Below are 17,551 nucleotides of genomic sequence, written 5' to 3'. Positions count from 1 at the left end.
AGCACATTGATAACAAGGATGGCAGTCATATGCGGGCATTTCTGGCAGGCGGTTTCTGGGCTATCTTGATCGGGGGCGGCGCGCTCGTCACGACATCGGTCTTGGTGGATCAACCGGAGCGACGCCAGCCGTCCGATATGCCGCCGCCTGAGCTTGCAGAGGTGCAGCCGACCGCGCCTGTGGAGGCGTTGTCCGAGGCAGTCGCGCCTGAACCTGTTGTTGCGCCTGATCCTGTCGAGGCCGACCCCGTCGCACCGGTCCAGCCAGAGCCAGAGCCAGAGGCCGAACCAACACCGGCCCCCGAGGCACCAGCTTTGGCCGAAACCGTGCCTATATCTGAAGACGCCGAGGCCGAAGCGGCAGAGCCTGCAGCCGTCGCTGCCAATAGCGCACCGCCCCAGGCCACGATTCTTGCCGAAGCATTGGCAGCACCCGATGTGATCTTTGATCTTCCGTCCGCCGTGGCCACCGATGCGCCGGTATCGCCGCGACAAGCCGCACAGGCGCCCGCGATGCCCGCGCAGGAGCCTGATGTTTTGATCGAGACGCGCCCGGCACCTGCTCCTGCAGCGCCAGTTGAACTGGCCGAAGTGCCGGTCGATCAGCCTGCGCCAGCCCAAGAACCAGAGCCGATGCCAATGCTGCAGCCAGAGTCAGCACCAGCCCCCGAATTGCCGCAGATCACAGACGACATCATCCTGCCGCAACCCGAGGTCGACACCATGCCTGCCCCGGCGCAAGAAACCACGACGGCGCTGCCGCAATCAGCCCCTTCCGTCCGCGTCAATCGTCCGGGTACAACACCGGAAGCGGCCGAAGATGCCCCTGACGCTACACCTGAAACCGACGATCTGTCCCCGCTGGTGCGCTATGCCGCCGATTTCGACTATGCCGCCGATCTGCCGATGATCGCGGTGGTCCTGCTCGACAACGCCATGATCATTGATGCGCCCGCGGTCCTGAGCGGTCTGCCTTTCGTGCCGACTATCGTGCTGAACGCATCTGCGCCTGACGTCACCGCACGGATGCGGGCCTATCGCGATGCAGGGATCGAGGTTCTGTTGCAGGCCGATCTGCCGCAAGGCGCGCAGCCTGCCGATCTCGAGACGACGTATATCGCGGCCTTCGGTCTTGTCCCCGAGGCGATTGCGATCTTTTCCGACGGCACAGGGCCGGAAGTAACCGACCGTGTGCTTGCCGATCAGGCTTTGCGACTGGTCGGTGATGAAGGGCGCGGTTTTGTCACCCTGCCGCGCGGGCTGGGTGGGGCGTTCCGCAATGTCGCGGCAAATGGCGTGCCGATCGCGAATATCGCGCGCGAGCTAGATGGCGCAGGCGAAAGCCGCGACGCGATCGAGCGCGGGCTGCAACAGGCGGCGTTGCGGGCGCGCCAGTCGGGCAATGTTATCCTGCTGGGGCGGGCGACACCCGACACGCTGGCCGCGATCCGCAACTGGGCGGCACGCAGCGATCCGGCGCAGATTTCGCTGGCACCTGTGTCTGCGATCCTGCAGGCACAGATGCCGGAATAGCCGTCAGTTTCCGCCGCCCTTGAACATGCGCGCATCGGCCGCCGCCTTGCGGATGGCGTTCGATTTATGGACGGTTTCCTGATATTCGGCCTCTGGGTCGCTATCATAAACGACACCGCCCCCGGCTTGAATATAAAGCTTTTCGTCCTGCAACACGGCCGTGCGCAGCGCGATGCACATGTCCATATCGCCACCCGCGCTGAAATAGCCGCAGCCGCCGCCGTAAACGCCGCGCTTTTCGGGCTCCAGCTCGTCGATGATCTGCATGGCGCGGACCTTGGGCGCGCCTGAGACGGTGCCTGCGGGCATGCCTGCGAAAAAGGCACTCAGCGCGTCCTGATCCTCGGCCAGTTCGCCCACGACGTTGGACACGATATGCATCACATGGCTGTAGCGTTCGACAATGAATTGCTCGGTCGGGCGTACGGTGCCGATCTTGCTGACCTTGCCGGTGTCGTTGCGCCCCAGATCAAGCAGCATCAGATGCTCGGCCAGTTCCTTTTGATCGGCCAGCAGATCAGCTTCGTTCGCGTCATCCTCGGCGGGGGTGGCACCGCGCGGACGGGTCCCTGCGATAGGGCGGATCGTGACCTCGCTACCAAAGACCCGCACAAGGATTTCGGGGCTTGCCCCGATCACCTGAAAGCCACCGAAGTTGAAAAAGAACATGAACGGCGACGGGTTCGTGCGCCGCAAGGAGCGGTAGAGCGCGAAGGGTGGTTCGCGGAATTCCTGCGTCCAGCGCTGCGACGGCACCACCTGAAAGATATCGCCCGCGCGGATATACTCCTTGGCCTTTTCCACCGCCGCCAGATAGCCGTCATGGGTGAAATTCGACACAGGCGGCGCGACAGGTGCGGGATCGGCCAAAGCGCGGCTGTGCTGGGGCAGGGACCGGTCCAGCGCGCGCTGCGCATCCATCACCCGTTCGGCGGCCTGCGCATAGGCGGCCTTGGCGGACAGGCCGGACCGCACATAGGCGGGAGCCACAAGGATCACATCGCCTTTCACGCCGTCGAGCACCGCAACAACCGAAGGCCGCAGCATGATCGCATCGGGCAGGCCAAGCGGGTCGGGATTCACATCGGGCAGATGTTCCACCAGCCGGATCATGTCATAGCCCAGGTAACCGAACAGCCCCGCAGACGCCGCAGGCAGACCGGCAGGCAGGTCAATCCGCGATTCGGCCAAAATCGCGCGCAGCGCCGCCAGCGGATCGCCCTCCATCGCCTCGAAGGCGTCGGGGTCGAAACGGGCAGACCGGTTGACGCGCGACGTGGTGCCACGGCAGTCCCAGACCAGATCGGGGTTCATCCCGATGATCGAATAGCGACCGCGGATTTCGCCGCCCGTCACGCTTTCGAGCATGAAGGCATTGGTGCCCGCCTCGGACAGCTTGAGCATCAAGGATACCGGCGTGTCCAGATCGGCGGCGATCCGTGTATAGACCACCTGATTTTGGCCCGCGTCATAGCCGCGGGCAAAGCTGTCATACTCCGGCGATAATGCCATGGCGCACCTATTGCAGCTGGGCGTTGACCGCGTCAACGGTGGCCTGGTTGATGGTGACGCGGGTGTTCTGCTGGACGGAGACGGCAAAGGCGTCAAAGAGGTCCTGTGCGACACCCGCAGCGATTGATTCCGAAATCGCCTCGCGCTGTGCGGCCTGATCGGTGGCGGCGGGGTCGGCCTCGGTCACGGCATCGAGCCGCACGATCAGCGCGCTGTCGCCTGCATCCACGACGCGGGCCTCGCCTGTGGCCAGATCGAACAGGGTCTGGTTAAACCCTTGCGGTGCGCCTTCGACAAAGCTGCGGCGCGTCAGGCCGGCTTCTACGCGCGGCGTGAGGCCCAAGGCGGCCAGATCGGTCTCGGCTGTCCATTCAGCCGCGATTTCCGCCGCGCGGGCAAGGACGGCATCCTGCTGCGCCTGCACCTGCCATGCGGCGGCGACATCATCGCGGATATCATCGAGCGGGGGGACGCTGGCGGGCGTCACGCTGTCCAGACGCAGCGCAAAGACGCCGCCATCGGACAGAACTTGAAGCTCGGGAAAGGCACTTTCGGTCGCTGCTGCGGCAGCGTTGCGGAAAGTTTCGTAGGCGGCAATGCCATCGGTCATATCGGGCATCCAGCTGATCGTGCCGAGTTGCAGATCGGTCTGCTGGACCAGATCCTCGAGCGCGGCACCCCCCGCCAGAAGGTCGGTGATCCGGTTGAAATCATCGTTGATGACGCTGCGTGCTGCTTCGGCGGCAAGTTCGGCGCGCAAATCAACGGCGGCTTCTTCGAGCGTTGTTTCCTGCGCGGCCAGCACGGCATTCACGCGAAACAGGGCGGCGCCCAGCGGGGTTTGAAACGGCCCCACAACAGTGCCGGGTGTGGCGGTGAACACCGCATCGGCGGTCTCGGCGGGAAGTTCATCACGGCCCAGATCCCCAAGGTCCACATCGGCCAGCGTCAGCCCGCGTTCGGTGACCAGCGCGTCGAATGTCACCTCATCGGCGGCGATCCGGTCGGCTGCGGCCTGCGCATTGGCAGGGTCGGTGTAGATCAGCCTTTCGACAAGGCGGCGTTCTGGCTGCACGAAATCCGCGATCCGGTCCTGATAAAGCGTCTCGATCGCCAGATCGGTGACTTCCATCTGGTCCACGATCATCGACGGAGTCATCCAGACATAGGTGATCTCGCGCGCTTCGGGCAGCATGAATTCGTCGGGGTTGGCCTCGTAATAGGCGGCGATATCTTCGTCCGTGGCACCCGGAACGGGGGCTGTCAGCATCTCGGGTGTGACGCGCAGCAAGGTCACGTCGCGGGCTTCGGAGACATAGCGCACCAGCGCATCGGCAGGCGCCGCAGCGCCCGGCACACCGGCGACAACAGCGGCTTGCAGCAGGGTGCGCGCCAGATCCTCGCGGATTTCAGCCTCGAATTCGGATTCGCTCTGGCCGGATTGTTGCAGCACAAGGCGGTAGGTGTCGCGGTTGAACCCGCCTGCACCCTGAAACGCCTGAATGGCGCTGATCCGTTCGAACACGGCCATATCACCGGCGGAAATGCCCATTTGTGCGGCTTCGTTGTCCAGCGTGCGGGTCAGCACGACCTGGCTCAGCGCTTGGCGGTCGATCCCGAAGGCCTGCGCCTGCTGGAATGAAATCTGGCTGCCGAACTGCGCGGACAGCGCACGGATCTGGTCATTCAATGCGCGCTGATAGGCGGCAACGGTGATGTCCTTGTCACCCGCGCTGCCCAGCGTGCGGATCGTGCCGGTCAGCCCGCCCGTGCCAAAGCCCGCAAGCCCGACCAGCACGACGCCGACGATTACCCATGCGCCAATCCGTGTTTTTTTCTTCTGTGCCATGAAGCCGTCCCGCCCTGAATTTGTCGCGCATGAATACGGGGCTGCGCCCTTGGGTGCAAGGGTCAGACGGTCACCTTCGCGAGCCTGTCAAAGAGCGTGGCAATCCCTGTGCGGTCGATATTGGCAAAGGCAATGCGCAGCTGCCGCGCGCCGTCTGCCATATCCTCGGGCATGAACATCGTGCCGGGCAAAAGCAGGATGCCCGCCTCGGCCACCAGCCGCTGCGCCAGATCGGTGGATGACAGCGCAAACGGGTGTTCCAGATAGGCGAAATAGGCCCCGACGCCGAGAAGTTTCCAGCCTTGCGCGCCGAGCTGCGGGAAATGGTCGGTTATCGCCGCGCGCCGGTCGAGGATTTCGGCCCGTTCTCCCGCCAACCATTGCGCGAGGTTCCGCATCCCCCAAAGGGCCGCACGCTGGCCGATCTGGTTGGGGCAGATCGCGACGGTATCAAGGAATTTCTCGATCTCGGCCATGCGGGCAGGGTTGGTCAGGATCGCACCGACACGGTGGCCAGTCAGCCGGTAGGCCTTGGAAAAGGAATAAAGCTGGATCAGCGTGTCGTCCCATGCGGGATCGCTGAACAGGTCATGCGGTGCACCTGTGCGGCTGTCGAAATCGCGGTAGGTTTCATCCACGATCAGCGCGATTCCCCGATTGCGGGCAAGGTCCATAAAGGCGCGCAGGGTCGCGGCGGGATATTCGACACCGCAGGGGTTGTTGGGAGTGACCAGTACGATGGCGCGGGTGCGGTCGGTGATGAGCGCCGCCGCCGCGTCCGCTGTCGGCACCATATCCGCACCACAGACCAGCGGCACCGTGGCGACACCCGCCATATCGAGCCACATGCGGTGGTTGAAATAATAGGGGATCGGCAGGATCACCTCGTCCCCTTCACCGCACAGCGCGGCGATGGCGGCAGCGAAAGCCTGATTGCAGCCCGAGGTGATGCCGACCTGCGCGGGATCGATCTGCCCGCCATAGGACGCCGACCATTGCGCGGCGATTTCAGCGCGCAGGGCCGGTAGGCCAAGGACGGGGCCGTAAAGATGTGCCTCGGGCTCGTTTACCGCGATCTCGGCGATGGCTTGGCGCAGGGCCAGCGGCGGGGCGTCAACGGGGGCGGCTTGGCTGACGTTGATCAGGGGCCTGTCCGCCGGATGCGTGACGCCATCAAGCCAGCGCCGCGCCGCCATCACGGGCGGCGTGAAAGTGGCGGCGGTGCGGGATCGGGTCATGGGCGGTCCAGACAGGTTGCGCCGAAAAACTTTTAGGCCTCCGGCGGGGATATTTGGGCTCGAACGATGCGGTGATCAGTCCTTGCCGCGATAGGGTTCGACATATTGCAGTGCCATGTCCCACGGGAAAAAGATCCATGTGTCCTGTGACACTTCGGTGATGAAGGTCTGGACCTGCGGGCGGCCTTTGGGCTTGGCGTAGACGGTGGCGAAATGCGCCTTCGGATAAAGGCTGCGCACCAGTTCCAGCGTCTTGCCGCTGTCGACAAGGTCATCGACGATCAGGATGCCGGTGCCATCGCCCATCAGCGCGGCGTCAGGGGCTTTGAGTACGCGGGCCTCGGACTGGGCCTGATGGTCGTAGCTTTTCACGCTGATCGTATCGACGGTGCGGATATCCAGCTCGCGCGCGACGATCATTGCTGGCGCCATGCCGCCACGGGTGATCGCGACCACAGCGCGCCAGTTGCCGTCATCGGGGCCGTGCCCGTCCAGCCGCCAGGCCAGCGCCCGGCTGTCGCGGTGGATCTGGTCCCAGGAGATGTGAAAGCCTTTTTCATGCGGCAGGCGGTCGGTCATCATATGGTCCTGTCATTCAATTAGGTTGCGGCGATCTTGAGTCCGAGCAGGGCGAGCGTGGCCCCGAATGCGCGGTCGATCAGCGATTTGAGGCTGATATAGCCCCGCCGGGTGCGGTTGAGCGAGAATATCCGCGCCACCGCGATATTCCACAAGGTTTCGTTCAGAAATACCGCCAGCAGAATTGCCGCATAGGCGATTGCGCCAGTGCCTTGCGGCACCGTGCCCAGAAAGATCGCACTGAACAACACGGCAGGTTTCGGGTTCGCCAGCTGCGTGACAACCCCCAGACGCAACGCTGACAGGGCCGTGCGCGGCGGGGCGCTCTGATCGCCCATATCCAAGGGCTGATCGGCGGCTTTCCACATTTTCCAAGCCAGATAGACCAGATAGCCACCGCCAGTGATCTTGAGCGCCCACAAAAGCGCAGGTGCTGCCTCGAATATGATCGCAAGGCCCGCCAACGCAAGTGCCGCCCAGATCACCCCGCCAAGGCCGATCCCCACGGCCAGCATTGCGCCGGTGCGCATCCCTTCGATGACACCGGTGCGAGCGGACATGACAACCGCGGGGCCGGGACTGATCGCGGCCAGAAGGTGCAGAAACCAGATCGCAGCGAACGCTGCCAGCGTCATGGCGTCAGTCTTTCGTGATATCGGGGGCGTCGACGGCTTTCATGCCCACGACATGATAGCCTGCATCGACATGCAGTACCTCGCCGGTGACCGCGCTTGCCAGATCCGACAGCAGGTAGAGCGAGGATTTGCCCACCTCGTCCTGCGTCACGGTGCGCCGCAAGGGCGAATTATATTCGTTCCATTTCATGATGTAGCGGAAATCGCCGATGCCGGATGCGGCCAGCGTCTTGATCGTGCCCGCGCTGATCGCGTTGACGCGGATGTTTTTCTTGCCCAGATCCTCGGCCAGATAGCGCACGGAAGCTTCCAGTGCGGCCTTGGCGACACCCATCACGTTGTAATGCGGCATCACCTTTTCGGCGCCATAATAGGTGAGCGTCAGGCAGGACCCGCCATCGGTCATCATCTTTTCGGCGCGCTGCACCACGGCGGTGAAGGAATAGACCGAGATATCCATCGACATCAGAAAATTGGACCGGCTGGTATCGACATAGCGGCCGCGCAATTCGTTCTTGTCCGAAAAGCCGATCGCATGGACCACGAAATCGAGCTTGCCCCATTTCGCCTCGAGGGCAGCGAAAAGCGCGTCGATCGACGCCTCGTCACCCACATCACAGGGCAGGACCGTGGTGGAGCCGACCGATTCCGCCAGCGGGTCCACGCGTTTTTTCAGCGCCTCGCCCTGATAGGAAAAGGCAAGTTCCGCGCCTGCATCTGCACAGGCCTTGGCAATGCCCCAGGCGATCGATTTGTCGTTCGCCAATCCCATGATCAGCCCGCGTTTGCCTTGCATCAATTGCGATGTCATCGCTGCACCCTTCACGATTTGTTTGGTGGTGCCTAGCACGGGCGCAGGTGCGTTGCCTAGATGCCAGCAGGTCGAGAACAATCCTTCAAAAAGGTTGATACTGTCTCTGTTTGGTCCTAAGCCTGACTGTGGGGGCCTATGTGAGGATCGGCAATGTCTGATCGGACGGGCATTTTTGCGGGTGAAGACCCGTTTGTCATTGCGCAGCAGTGGCTTCGGGCAGCTGAGCAAGCTGAACCTTCGGACCCCAATGCGATTGCTTTGGCCACGGTCGATGCGTCGGGTTTGCCCAATGTCAGGATGGTGTTGTTAAAGGAGATCGAACCGGCAGCATTTGTTTTTTATACCAATTACGAAAGCCGCAAAGCCGTCGAAATTGACGCGGCAGGCAAGGCGGCATTCGTCATGCATTGGAAGTCTCTGGCGCGCCAAATTCGTGTCCGGGGACTTGTTACGCGCGAGGACGGGCCGATCGCGGACGCCTATTACAAGTCCAGATCGCTCAAAAGCCGGATTGGCGCCTGGGCGTCGCGGCAATCGCAACCGCTGGAGTCGCGCAGCGCCTTGATGGCGGACGTTGCAAAAAAAACGCTTCAGCTTGGAACCGATCCGGATCGACCGCATTACTGGGGTGGGTTTCGGATCAATCCGCTTGAAATCGAGTTCTGGTCGGACGGCGCGTTTCGCCTGCATGACCGGTTTCGGTGGACGCGCGGGTCCGATCAGGAAGGTTGGACGGTTACCCGCCTGAACCCGTGAGGGTATGAGGCCTGAAGACTCCGTCATCCTGTGGCTTGGCTACGCAACGATGCGGTGAAACAGAACAGTTGATCGACGCAATGCAGGACAGACATTGCGTCAAAAGGAAGATGAAATGGAAACGCAAGACACCGCCTACCTCCGGCGGGTGCAAGGTCAGGTTAAGTGGTTTGATCCTACAAAGGGTTTCGGATTTGTAATCGCGGAACTGGGTGGGCCTGATATCCTGTTGCACGCCAATGTGCTGCGCAACTTCGGTCAGGGCTCGGTCGTGGACGGGTCGCGAATCGACATGATGGTGCAGGATACGCAACGTGGCCTGCAGGCGGTCGAGGTCATCTCGATCACGCCACCGCAAACCGATTCGGCTGTGCCGCTGCGCGACATGGTGGATTTCACCCCCGAGGACATTGCCAGCCGCCCCGTGGAACCCGCCCGGGTAAAATGGTTCGACAAGGCCAAGGGATTCGGCTTTGCCAATGTGTTCGGCAAATCGGATGACGTGTTCATCCATATCGAGGTTTTGCGCCGCTCCGGCCTGTCGGACCTGCAATCGGGCGAGGCGATCGGCCTGCGGCTTGTGGATGGCGAACGCGGGCGCATGGCGATCGAGGTTGTCGGCTGGGAAAGTGCAGTGAAATGAAAACGGTGATTCTTGCCGTCGGTCTGGCCTTGGCCGCGCAGGGGGCAGCTGCTGCCTGTGCCGATGACCGTGTGACGATATCGGGCGGGTGGGGGCAGGCGACCTTCAACGTCGAAATCGCCGATACGCCTGCGACTCGCGCGCAGGGCCTGATGTTTGTCGAAGATATGCCCCGCATGGCGGGTATGCTGTTCATCTACGAACAGCCCCAAGCGGTCAGTTTCTGGATGAAGAACACGCTGATCCCGCTTGATATGATCTTTGCCAGCCCCGACGGCGAAATCCTGCGGGTGCATGAAAATGCAATCCCCGGCGACCTGACGCCAATTCCCGGTGGGGATGGGGTTCAGATGGTGCTCGAGATCAATGGCGGGATGAGCGCGCGTCTGGGAATCGCGGCAGGCGATGTGATGCAGCATCCCAGTTTCGGACCCGACGCAATTTTGCCTTGTGGTGAAAAGACCGACAGTTAGGGCTTTTCAAATCGGTCGAGGGGGGCTAAAGACAGTCTCGGTTCGGGGCGTAGCGCAGTCTGGTAGCGCATCTGTTTTGGGAACAGAGGGTCGGGAGTTCGAATCTCTCCGCCCCGACCATTAAATCCCAGTTTTGCGATCTTGGTGACTGCGCGCTTGTTGCAGTGCTGCAACCGTTGCGCGTTGTAATCCTGCCCGTTTTACAGGCAGCCCGTTGTGGGCAAATTCATGTCATCATCACGTTTTCCCGCCTAAGCCAGCCGATGCAAAGACTTTCTTTGCGCGTCTTCGCGTGCGCGGTCTGTGGACAGTTTGGTGGATGAATCATGCCGCCCGTGCGCCCGAATCCCAAGCGCAGAACGTCAACCGATTTAATCCGTATTTAGTATGAAAAATCCGTTGACCCACTAGGGCTAGATACGTCACCTTGTGCGAGCCGCCGCAGCACACACCAGATGTAGCGTCGGCACGGGGTACGATTCAACAGGCAGGCGTTCAGCCGATAGACGGTCTTTGACGGGACAACTGTGTTGTCCGGTCGCAGGCCACCTTGCTGCAATCGTCAGATGATCCTGCGCCGCGCCTGCGGTGCCTAACAGATGCGGGCCGCAACGACGGCCACCAAAAGGGGCAGAGACATGAAAATCGAACGGAATTTCACGACCGAAGGCGCGGATGCCTATGCAGCACTCGCGTTCAAGACGACGACCTCCGAGATCCGCAATCCGGACGGCACGATCGTGTTCAAGCTGGATGATTGTGAAATTCCCGCCGGTTGGAGCCAGGTCGCATCCGACGTGATCGCGCAGAAATACTTCCGCAAGGCAGGTGTGCCCTCCGCAACCAAGCGGGTCAAAGAAAAGGGTGTGCCGGAGTTCCTGTGGAAATCCGTGCCAGCCAAAGACGCAACCTTCGGCGGTGAAACCAGCGCCAAGCAGGTGTTCGACCGTCTGGCGGGTGCCTGGACCTATTGGGGCTGGAAAGGCGGCTATTTCACCACCGAAGAAGACGCCCGCGCCTATTTCGACGAGATGCGCTATATGCTGGCCAGCCAGCGCGCCGCCCCCAACAGCCCGCAGTGGTTCAACACCGGCCTGCATTGGGCTTACGGTATCGATGGCCCCGCACAGGGGCATTATTATGTCGATTACCAGACCGGCGAACTGACCAAATCCACCTCGTCCTACGAACATCCCCAGCCACATGCCTGCTTCATCCAGTCCGTCGCGGACGATCTGGTCAACGAAGGCGGGATCATGGATCTCTGGGTGCGCGAAGCGCGCCTGTTCAAATACGGCTCCGGCACCGGCACCAACTTCTCGTCACTGCGCGGCGAGGGCGAAAAGCTGTCCGGCGGCGGCAAATCGTCGGGCCTGATGGGGTTCCTGAAAATCGGTGACCGTGCCGCTGGTGCGATCAAATCGGGCGGTACCACACGCCGTGCGGCCAAGATGGTCATCGTCGATGCCGATCACCCCGATATCGAGGAATTCATCAACTGGAAGGTGATCGAGGAACAGAAGGTGGCCAGCATCGTCGCCGGGTCCAAGATGCATGAACGCTATCTGAACGCGATCTTCGCGGCGATCAAATCGTGGGACGGTGACGCCGTTGCCGCCTATGACCCCAAGACCAACGAAACGCTGGCCGCCGCAGTCAAGGATGCCAAGCGGTCCGCCATCCCCGAGACCTATATCAAGCGCGTGCTGGACTACGCCAAGCAGGGCCACACCAGCATCGAATTCCCGACCTATGACACCGACTGGGATTCGGAAGCCTATTCGTCCGTCTCGGGCCAGAACTCCAACAACTCGATCCGTGTGACCGACGCCTTCCTCAAGGCCGTCGAGAATGACGAGATGTGGAAGCTGATCAACCGCAAGAACGGCGAAGTCGCGAAAATCATCAAAGCACGCGATCTTTGGGAACAGGTGGGCCATGCCGCTTGGGCCTGTGCCGATCCGGGCATCCAGTACCATGACACCGTCAACGCATGGCACACCTGCCCCGAAGATGGCGCGATCCGCGGATCGAACCCTTGCTCGGAATACATGTTCCTTGACGACACGGCCTGCAACCTTGCGTCGATGAACCTGCTGACCTTCTACAAGGACGGGCAGTTTCAGGTCGAAGATTACATGCACGCCACGCGTCTGTGGACCGTGACACTGGAAATCTCTGTGATGATGGCGCAGTTCCCGTCCAAGGAAATTGCCCAACGCTCTTACGACTTCCGCACCTTGGGCCTTGGCTATGCCAATATCGGCGGTCTCTTGATGAACATGGGCCTTGGCTATGACAGCGACGAAGGCCGCGCTATGGGCGCCGCCCTGACCGCGATCATGACCGGCGTGTCCTATGCGACATCCGCCGAAATGGCGGGCGAATTGGGCGCGTTTCCGGGCTATGCCAAGAACGCCAAGCACATGTTGCGCGTGATCCGCAACCACCGCAACGCTGCCTATGGCAAGGCAGACGGCTATGAAGCGCTGGACGTCAAGCCCGTGCCGCTCGACCATGCCAACTGCCCCGATGACCGTCTGGTCAAACTGGCCACCGCAAGCTGGGACGAGGCCCTGCGCCTTGGTGAAAAGCACGGCTATCGCAACGCCCAAGTCAGCGTCATCGCACCAACCGGCACCATCGGTCTGGTCATGGATTGCGACACAACCGGGATCGAGCCTGATTTCGCACTGGTGAAGTTCAAAAAACTGGCCGGTGGCGGCTATTTCAAGATCATCAACCAATCGGTGCCGGCAGCGCTGGAAAAGCTCGGCTATGGTTCCGCCCAGATCGAGGAAATCATCGCCTATGCGGTCGGCCACGGCTCTATGGGGCAGGCGCCCGCGATCAACCACACCTCGCTGATCGGGCATGGTTTCGGGCAGGCGGAACTCGACAAGGTTGAAGGCGCCTTGCGCTCGGCCTTCGATATCCGCTTTGTGTTCAACCAGTGGACGCTGGGGACGGATTTCTGCACCAAGACGCTCGGTATCCCCGAGGCAAAGCTGAACGATCCGACCTTCGATCTGCTGCGCCATCTGGGCTATTCCAAGCAGGATATCGAAGCGGCCAACGACCATGTCTGCGGCACCATGACGCTCGAAGGCGCGCCGTTCCTGAAGAAAGAACACTATTCCGTCTTCGACTGCGCCAACCCCTGCGGCAAGAAAGGCAAGCGTTATCTGAGCGTTGACAGCCATATCTATATGATGGCGGCAGCGCAGTCCTTCATCTCGGGGGCGATCTCCAAGACGATCAACATGCCCAATGACGCAACGATCGAGGATTGCCAGAAAGCCTATGAACTGTCCTGGTCGCTGGGTGTGAAAGCTAACGCGCTTTACCGTGACGGCTCGAAATTGTCGCAGCCCTTGGCTTCTGCCTTAGTCGAGGATGACGATGACGCGCGCGAAGTGCTCGAAAGCGGTAACCACCATGAAAAGGCGGCCGTGCTAGCCGAAAAGATCGTGGAACGGATTATCGTGCAGGAAATCCGCAACCGCGAACGCGAAAAGATGCCACAGCGGCGCAAGGGTTACACCCAAAAGGCCATCGTTGGCGGCCATAAGGTCTATCTGCGCACCGGCGAATATGAAAACGGCCAGCTTGGCGAGATTTTCATCGACATGCACAAGGAAGGCGCGGGCTTCCGCGCGATGATGAACAACTTCGCCATCGCCGTGTCGGTCGGCCTGCAATACGGCGTGCCGCTGGAGGAGTTCGTCGACGCGTTCACCTTCACCAAGTTCGAACCCGCGGGCATGGTGCAGGGCAACGACAGCATCAAGAACGCGACCTCGATCCTTGATTACATCTTCCGCGAACTCGCGGTCAGCTACCTCGACCGCACTGACCTCGCTCATGTCAAACCCGAAGGCGCGGCCTTCGACGACATCGGCCGGGGCGAGGCGGAAGGCGTCTCCAACGTCCGCACACCCAGCGAAAACGCGGCGTCGCGGTCGCTGGAGGTGCTCAAGCAGATCTCGTCCACCGGCTATCTGCGCAAGCGGATGCCGCAGGACCTGATGGCGCTGCAAACAGGCGTCAGCTCTGCAGCACTGGTCAGCGGCACGGCGACGATGACCGCCGTGGTCACGGAAACCAGCACGCTCTCCGCCCGCGACAAGGCCAAGATGCAAGGCTACGAAGGCGAGGCCTGCGGCGAATGCGGCAACTACACGCTGGTGCGGAATGGGACCTGTATGAAGTGCAATACCTGCGGCGGGACGAGCGGCTGTAGCTGAGCCTGCGAAAGAGGCCGACAAAACGAAAAGCGCCGCAACCTTCGGGTTTGCAGCGCTTCTTTTTTCCCAAAATACTCGTTGGTGAGACCGGACAACGTCCGGTCGAGGCCCCGGATCAAGTCCGGGGCGGGAGCAGCGCCCTTAACCTTTCGGAATATCGAACCCCGGCTCCGCCAGCGTAAAGCCAGAGAACAGAAACCCCGGCGACACGGTGCAGCCCACCAGCGTCCAGTCGCCCGTGGTGCGGGCCGCCTGCCAGTGCTGTTCCGGCACGATCACTTGCGGCAGCTGTCCATCGGTCAGATCCGGCCCCAGCACATGATCCACCGCAGGCCCCGCATCATCCGCCGCCAGCGACAGGACCAGCGGCGCGCCTGCATAATAGTGCCATATCTCCACCGCATCGACACGGTGCCAGTGGCTCGCACCACCGTCCTTGAGCAGGAAATAGATGCAGGTCCCAACCGGACGGCCCGCATTTTCGGCGACCCATGTCTGGCGGTAATGGCCCCCTTCTGGATGGGGGGCCAGGTTCAGATGTGCGATGATCTCGTCAGCGGTCATAACCGGACCTCGAAGGGTGCGTTTCAACGCACCTTATCGCAAAATCGACCGACCGGCATAGGTCGCCGTCTCGCCCAGCATTTCCTCGATCCGGATCAGCTGGTTGTATTTCGCCAGCCGGTCCGACCGCGACAGCGAGCCTGTCTTGATCTGCCCGCAATTCGTGGCGACGGCGAGGTCGGCGATGGTCACATCCTCGGTTTCGCCCGAGCGGTGCGACATCACGTTGGTATAGCGCGCGCGATGCGCCATATCGACGGCTTGCAGGGTCTCGGTCAGGGTGCCAATCTGGTTGACCTTGACCAGCATGGAATTGGCGCAGCCGCGCTTGATGCCTTCGGCCAGACGCGCAGGGTTGGTCACGAAGAGATCGTCGCCCACCAGCTGCACCTTGTCGCCGATCATCTCGGTCAGCATTTTCCAGCCGTCCCAGTCATCCTCGGACATGCCGTCCTCGATGCTGATGATCGGATAGTCGGCGGCCAGTTTCGCCAGATATTCGGCGTTCTGCTGGCTGGTCAGCGAGGCGCCTTCGCCCGCCATTTCATACTTGCCGCCCTTGTAATATTCGGTCGCGGCGCAATCGAGCGCCAGATAGATATCCGCACCCGGGGTGTAGCCTGCCTTTTCGATCGCTTTCATGATGAAATCCAGCGCCTCGCGGGTCGATCCGATGGCGGGGGCGAAACCGCCCTCATCCCCGATGCTGGTGCTGAAACCCGCGGCAGAGAGTTCTTTCTTCAGCGTGTGGAACACTTCGGACCCCATGCGCACGGCTTCGCGGATATTCGCGGCAGCAACGGGCATGATCATGAATTCCTGAATGTCGATCGGGTTGTCGGCATGTTCGCCGCCGTTGATGATGTTCATCATCGGCACGGGCAGGGTGCGGGCCGATGTGCCGCCGATATAGCGATAAAGCGGCTGGCTGGTGAAATCCGCTGCCGCCTTGGCCACGGCCATCGACACGCCCAAGATCGCATTCGCGCCAAGGCGGGATTTATTGGCCGTGCCGTCCAGCTCGATCATCGTCATATCGATGCCGACCTGTTCGGTGGCGTCAAAGCCAAGGATGGCTTCGGCGATTTCGCCGTTCACCGCGGCGACGGCTTCCAGCACGCCTTTGCCCATGTAACGCGATTTGTCGCCGTCGCGGCGCTCAACCGCCTCATGCGCGCCGGTGGATGCCCCCGATGGCACGGCGGCGCGGCCCATGGTGCCGTCTTCCAGAACCACATCGACTTCGACCGTGGGGTTGCCCCGGCTGTCGAGGATTTCGCGGGCGTGAATATCGATGATCGTGGTCATGAAAGGCTCCTTTGGAAGCGGTGTTAGCGGTATCACCGCGTCTATAACGCGGCTTGTTCCGCAAGGGAAGCGCGGCGCATCCGGGCTTCGCGCCAGAGCGTGAAAATGCCCGAAGTGATGATGATCGCCGCCCCGATCAGTGTCGCGGCATCGGGGCGTTCGCCAAAGACGACAAATCCGATCACCAGCGCAAAGATCATCCGGCTGTAACGGAATGATGAAATCACGCCCGCATTGCCGCCGCGTGTGGCCGCGATGATCGACAGATAGGACAGAACCCCGATGAACGCCCCCGCCAGCACCAGCGCCCAGGTGCGCGCGTCGAGCGCCACCAGCGACTGGCCTTGCACGACCATCAACACCAGCGAGGCCGGCAGCACGAAGGCAAAGGCGTGGATGCCCAGTTGCACGCCCGACAGCGTGACATGCAGCGCGCGCGTCAGTAGGTCGCGTGACGCCAGCGCCAGCATGCCTGCGACGGCCAGCAGGGTCGCGGGGTTGAAGCCTTCAAGCCCGGGCCGGATGATCAGCAGCACGCCGCCAAACCCCACGATGATCGCGATCCAGCGCCGCCAGCCGATGCTTTGCCCCAGAAACAGCCCCGCACCCATCGCCACAACCAGCGGGGTCGCCTGAATCACCGCAGAAGCGGTCGTCAGCGGCACCAATGACAGCGCCAGCGAGATCAGGCAGGTGCCGACCACTTCGCTCAGGCTACGCAGGATCACGCGGCCGTTGCGGTATTCGGCCTGCCAGAGCGGGATGCGTTGCACCACCGACCAGCCCAGAAGCAGCACCAGAATGCCGATACTGATCAGCGCCAGCGCCTGCCCCACGGACATGGATTGCGACAACAGCTTGATCGTGGTGTCGAGCAGCGCAAAGCAGAACATCGCCAGGACCATGAAGGCCGCACCGCGCAGGTTTTCCAACGATCAATGATCCTTTTTCTGGAGCGGCAGCCCGTAAAGTTCCAGCCGGTGCCCCATCAACCGATAGCCCAGCTTGGCGGCGATGCGTTCCTGCAATGCCTCGATCTCGGCATCGACGAATTCGATCACCTCGCCCGTGTGCATGTCGATCAGATGGTCGTGGTGGTCGCGGTCGGCGGCCTCGTAACGGGCGCGCCCGTCGCCGAATTCGTGCTTTTCCAGAATACCCGATTCCTCGAACAGTTTGACGGTGCGGTAGACCGTGGCGAGCGAGATTTTCGGATCAACGGCCGAGGCGCGGTGATAGAGTTCCTCGACATCGGGGTGGTCGTCGGCAGCTTCGAGCACGCCCGCGATCACGCGGCGCTGATCGGTCAGACGCAGGCCCTGAGCCTCGCAGCGGGAAAGGATGGTGTCGGTCATGCGCAGTCCGGATATTCGTCTTTTTCTGTCTTAACCCCCGATCCAC

General features: G+C 61.7%; 15 protein-coding genes and 1 tRNA gene. 6 read left to right on the top strand and 10 right to left on the bottom strand.

The features are described 5' to 3' along the window. The first annotated feature begins 29 nt into the window (after positions 1 to 29). A complete protein-coding gene (locus tag VCK47_RS02945) occupies positions 30 to 1,532 on the top strand; it encodes a divergent polysaccharide deacetylase family protein (protein WP_322889229.1) in 1,503 nt (500 codons plus the stop codon). A gap of 3 nt (positions 1,533 to 1,535) precedes the next feature. Here VCK47_RS02945 and trpE read toward each other — a convergent pair whose 3' ends face one another. From trpE to fabI, 6 genes are all read right to left on the bottom strand, one after another. Then, positions 1,536 to 3,044, bottom strand: coding sequence for an anthranilate synthase component I (gene trpE, locus VCK47_RS02940; protein ID WP_322889228.1), 1,509 nt, complete (start codon positions 3,042 to 3,044; stop codon positions 1,536 to 1,538). Between the two features lie 7 nt (positions 3,045 to 3,051). Continuing rightward, positions 3,052 to 4,893, bottom strand: a complete 1,842-nt coding sequence (locus tag VCK47_RS02935) for a peptidylprolyl isomerase (protein ID WP_322889227.1) — start codon at positions 4,891 to 4,893, stop codon at positions 3,052 to 3,054. A 62-nt stretch (positions 4,894 to 4,955) separates the two neighbouring features. After that, positions 4,956 to 6,131: an aminotransferase gene (locus tag VCK47_RS02930; protein ID WP_322889226.1), complete on the bottom strand. Its 1,176-nt coding sequence runs from the start codon at positions 6,129 to 6,131 to the stop codon at positions 4,956 to 4,958. A gap of 75 nt (positions 6,132 to 6,206) precedes the next feature. Beyond that, complete coding sequence (gpt, locus tag VCK47_RS02925) at positions 6,207 to 6,710, bottom strand: xanthine phosphoribosyltransferase (RefSeq protein ID WP_322889225.1); 504 nt, start codon at positions 6,708 to 6,710, stop codon at positions 6,207 to 6,209. A 20-nt stretch (positions 6,711 to 6,730) separates the two neighbouring features. Beyond that, positions 6,731 to 7,345 carry a LysE family translocator gene (locus VCK47_RS02920; RefSeq protein WP_322889224.1) on the bottom strand — a complete coding sequence of 205 codons (615 nt, stop codon included), beginning with the start codon at positions 7,343 to 7,345 and terminating at the stop codon, positions 6,731 to 6,733. 4 nt (positions 7,346 to 7,349) lie between these two features. Beyond that, positions 7,350 to 8,156, bottom strand: coding sequence for an enoyl-ACP reductase FabI (fabI, locus tag VCK47_RS02915; RefSeq protein WP_322889223.1), 807 nt, complete (start codon positions 8,154 to 8,156; stop codon positions 7,350 to 7,352). 153 nt (positions 8,157 to 8,309) lie between these two features. Between fabI and pdxH the strand changes: the two genes are divergently transcribed. The 5 genes from pdxH (at position 8,310) to VCK47_RS02890 (ending at position 14,278) form a co-directional block, all read left to right on the top strand. Continuing rightward, on the top strand, positions 8,310 to 8,915 hold the full coding sequence (gene pdxH, locus VCK47_RS02910; RefSeq protein ID WP_322889222.1) for a pyridoxamine 5'-phosphate oxidase: 606 nt from the start codon (positions 8,310 to 8,312) through the stop codon (positions 8,913 to 8,915). Between the two features lie 115 nt (positions 8,916 to 9,030). Then, positions 9,031 to 9,558, top strand: coding sequence for a cold shock domain-containing protein (locus VCK47_RS02905; RefSeq protein WP_322889221.1), 528 nt, complete (start codon positions 9,031 to 9,033; stop codon positions 9,556 to 9,558). After that, positions 9,555 to 10,031 (top strand): DUF192 domain-containing protein, encoded by a 477-nt coding sequence (locus VCK47_RS02900; RefSeq protein WP_322889220.1) that lies wholly within the window; start codon positions 9,555 to 9,557, stop codon positions 10,029 to 10,031. Before VCK47_RS02905 ends, VCK47_RS02900 begins: the two co-directional genes overlap by 4 nt. A 43-nt stretch (positions 10,032 to 10,074) precedes the next feature. Continuing rightward, a tRNA-Pro gene (locus VCK47_RS02895) sits at positions 10,075 to 10,151 on the top strand. Between the two features lie 518 nt (positions 10,152 to 10,669). Further along, positions 10,670 to 14,278: a vitamin B12-dependent ribonucleotide reductase gene (locus VCK47_RS02890; protein ID WP_322889219.1), complete on the top strand. Its 3,609-nt coding sequence runs from the start codon at positions 10,670 to 10,672 to the stop codon at positions 14,276 to 14,278. Between the two features lie 141 nt (positions 14,279 to 14,419). Here the strand turns inward: VCK47_RS02890 and VCK47_RS02885 are convergent, their stop codons facing one another. From VCK47_RS02885 to VCK47_RS02870, 4 genes are read right to left on the bottom strand one after another with little or no spacing between them, the layout of a single operon-like run. Next, the gene (locus VCK47_RS02885; protein WP_322889218.1) at positions 14,420 to 14,842 is read right to left on the bottom strand and encodes a cupin domain-containing protein; all 423 of its coding nucleotides are present in this window, start codon (positions 14,840 to 14,842) and stop codon (positions 14,420 to 14,422) included. A 33-nt stretch (positions 14,843 to 14,875) separates the two neighbouring features. Continuing rightward, positions 14,876 to 16,150: a phosphopyruvate hydratase gene (eno, locus tag VCK47_RS02880; protein WP_322889217.1), complete on the bottom strand. Its 1,275-nt coding sequence runs from the start codon at positions 16,148 to 16,150 to the stop codon at positions 14,876 to 14,878. Positions 16,151 to 16,191: 41 nt separating this feature from the next. After that, positions 16,192 to 17,082, bottom strand: coding sequence for a DMT family transporter (locus tag VCK47_RS02875; RefSeq protein WP_322889216.1), 891 nt, complete (start codon positions 17,080 to 17,082; stop codon positions 16,192 to 16,194). Positions 17,083 to 17,085: 3 nt separating this feature from the next. Next, complete coding sequence (locus VCK47_RS02870; protein WP_322889215.1) at positions 17,086 to 17,505, bottom strand: Fur family transcriptional regulator; 420 nt, start codon at positions 17,503 to 17,505, stop codon at positions 17,086 to 17,088. Between the last annotated feature and the right edge of the window lie 46 nt (positions 17,506 to 17,551).

This window comes from Yoonia sp. 72 (assembly GCF_034652275.1).
Lineage (GTDB): Bacteria > Pseudomonadota > Alphaproteobacteria > Rhodobacterales > Rhodobacteraceae > Yoonia.
Note: the sequence above shows the minus strand (reverse complement) of the source record. Positions and strands in the feature narration are given on the sequence as shown.

What these genes read in the sequence shown, in the direction of transcription:
- VCK47_RS02945 (WP_322889229.1), top strand. Translation starts at nt 30, where the DNA reads ATGCGGGCATTTCTGGCAGGCGGTTTCTGGGCTATCTTGATCGGGGGC.
- trpE (WP_322889228.1), bottom strand. Translation starts at nt 3,044, where the DNA reads ATGGCATTATCGCCGGAGTATGACAGCTTTGCCCGCGGCTATGACGCG.
- VCK47_RS02935 (WP_322889227.1), bottom strand. Translation starts at nt 4,893, where the DNA reads ATGGCACAGAAGAAAAAAACACGGATTGGCGCATGGGTAATCGTCGGC.
- VCK47_RS02930 (WP_322889226.1), bottom strand. Translation starts at nt 6,131, where the DNA reads ATGACCCGATCCCGCACCGCCGCCACTTTCACGCCGCCCGTGATGGCG.
- gpt (WP_322889225.1), bottom strand. Translation starts at nt 6,710, where the DNA reads ATGACCGACCGCCTGCCGCATGAAAAAGGCTTTCACATCTCCTGGGAC.
- VCK47_RS02920 (WP_322889224.1), bottom strand. Translation starts at nt 7,345, where the DNA reads ATGACGCTGGCAGCGTTCGCTGCGATCTGGTTTCTGCACCTTCTGGCC.
- fabI (WP_322889223.1), bottom strand. Translation starts at nt 8,156, where the DNA reads ATGACATCGCAATTGATGCAAGGCAAACGCGGGCTGATCATGGGATTG.
- pdxH (WP_322889222.1), top strand. Translation starts at nt 8,310, where the DNA reads ATGTCTGATCGGACGGGCATTTTTGCGGGTGAAGACCCGTTTGTCATT.
- VCK47_RS02905 (WP_322889221.1), top strand. Translation starts at nt 9,031, where the DNA reads ATGGAAACGCAAGACACCGCCTACCTCCGGCGGGTGCAAGGTCAGGTT.
- VCK47_RS02900 (WP_322889220.1), top strand. Translation starts at nt 9,555, where the DNA reads ATGAAAACGGTGATTCTTGCCGTCGGTCTGGCCTTGGCCGCGCAGGGG.
- VCK47_RS02890 (WP_322889219.1), top strand. Translation starts at nt 10,670, where the DNA reads ATGAAAATCGAACGGAATTTCACGACCGAAGGCGCGGATGCCTATGCA.
- VCK47_RS02885 (WP_322889218.1), bottom strand. Translation starts at nt 14,842, where the DNA reads ATGACCGCTGACGAGATCATCGCACATCTGAACCTGGCCCCCCATCCA.
- eno (WP_322889217.1), bottom strand. Translation starts at nt 16,150, where the DNA reads ATGACCACGATCATCGATATTCACGCCCGCGAAATCCTCGACAGCCGG.
- VCK47_RS02870 (WP_322889215.1), bottom strand. Translation starts at nt 17,505, where the DNA reads ATGACCGACACCATCCTTTCCCGCTGCGAGGCTCAGGGCCTGCGTCTG.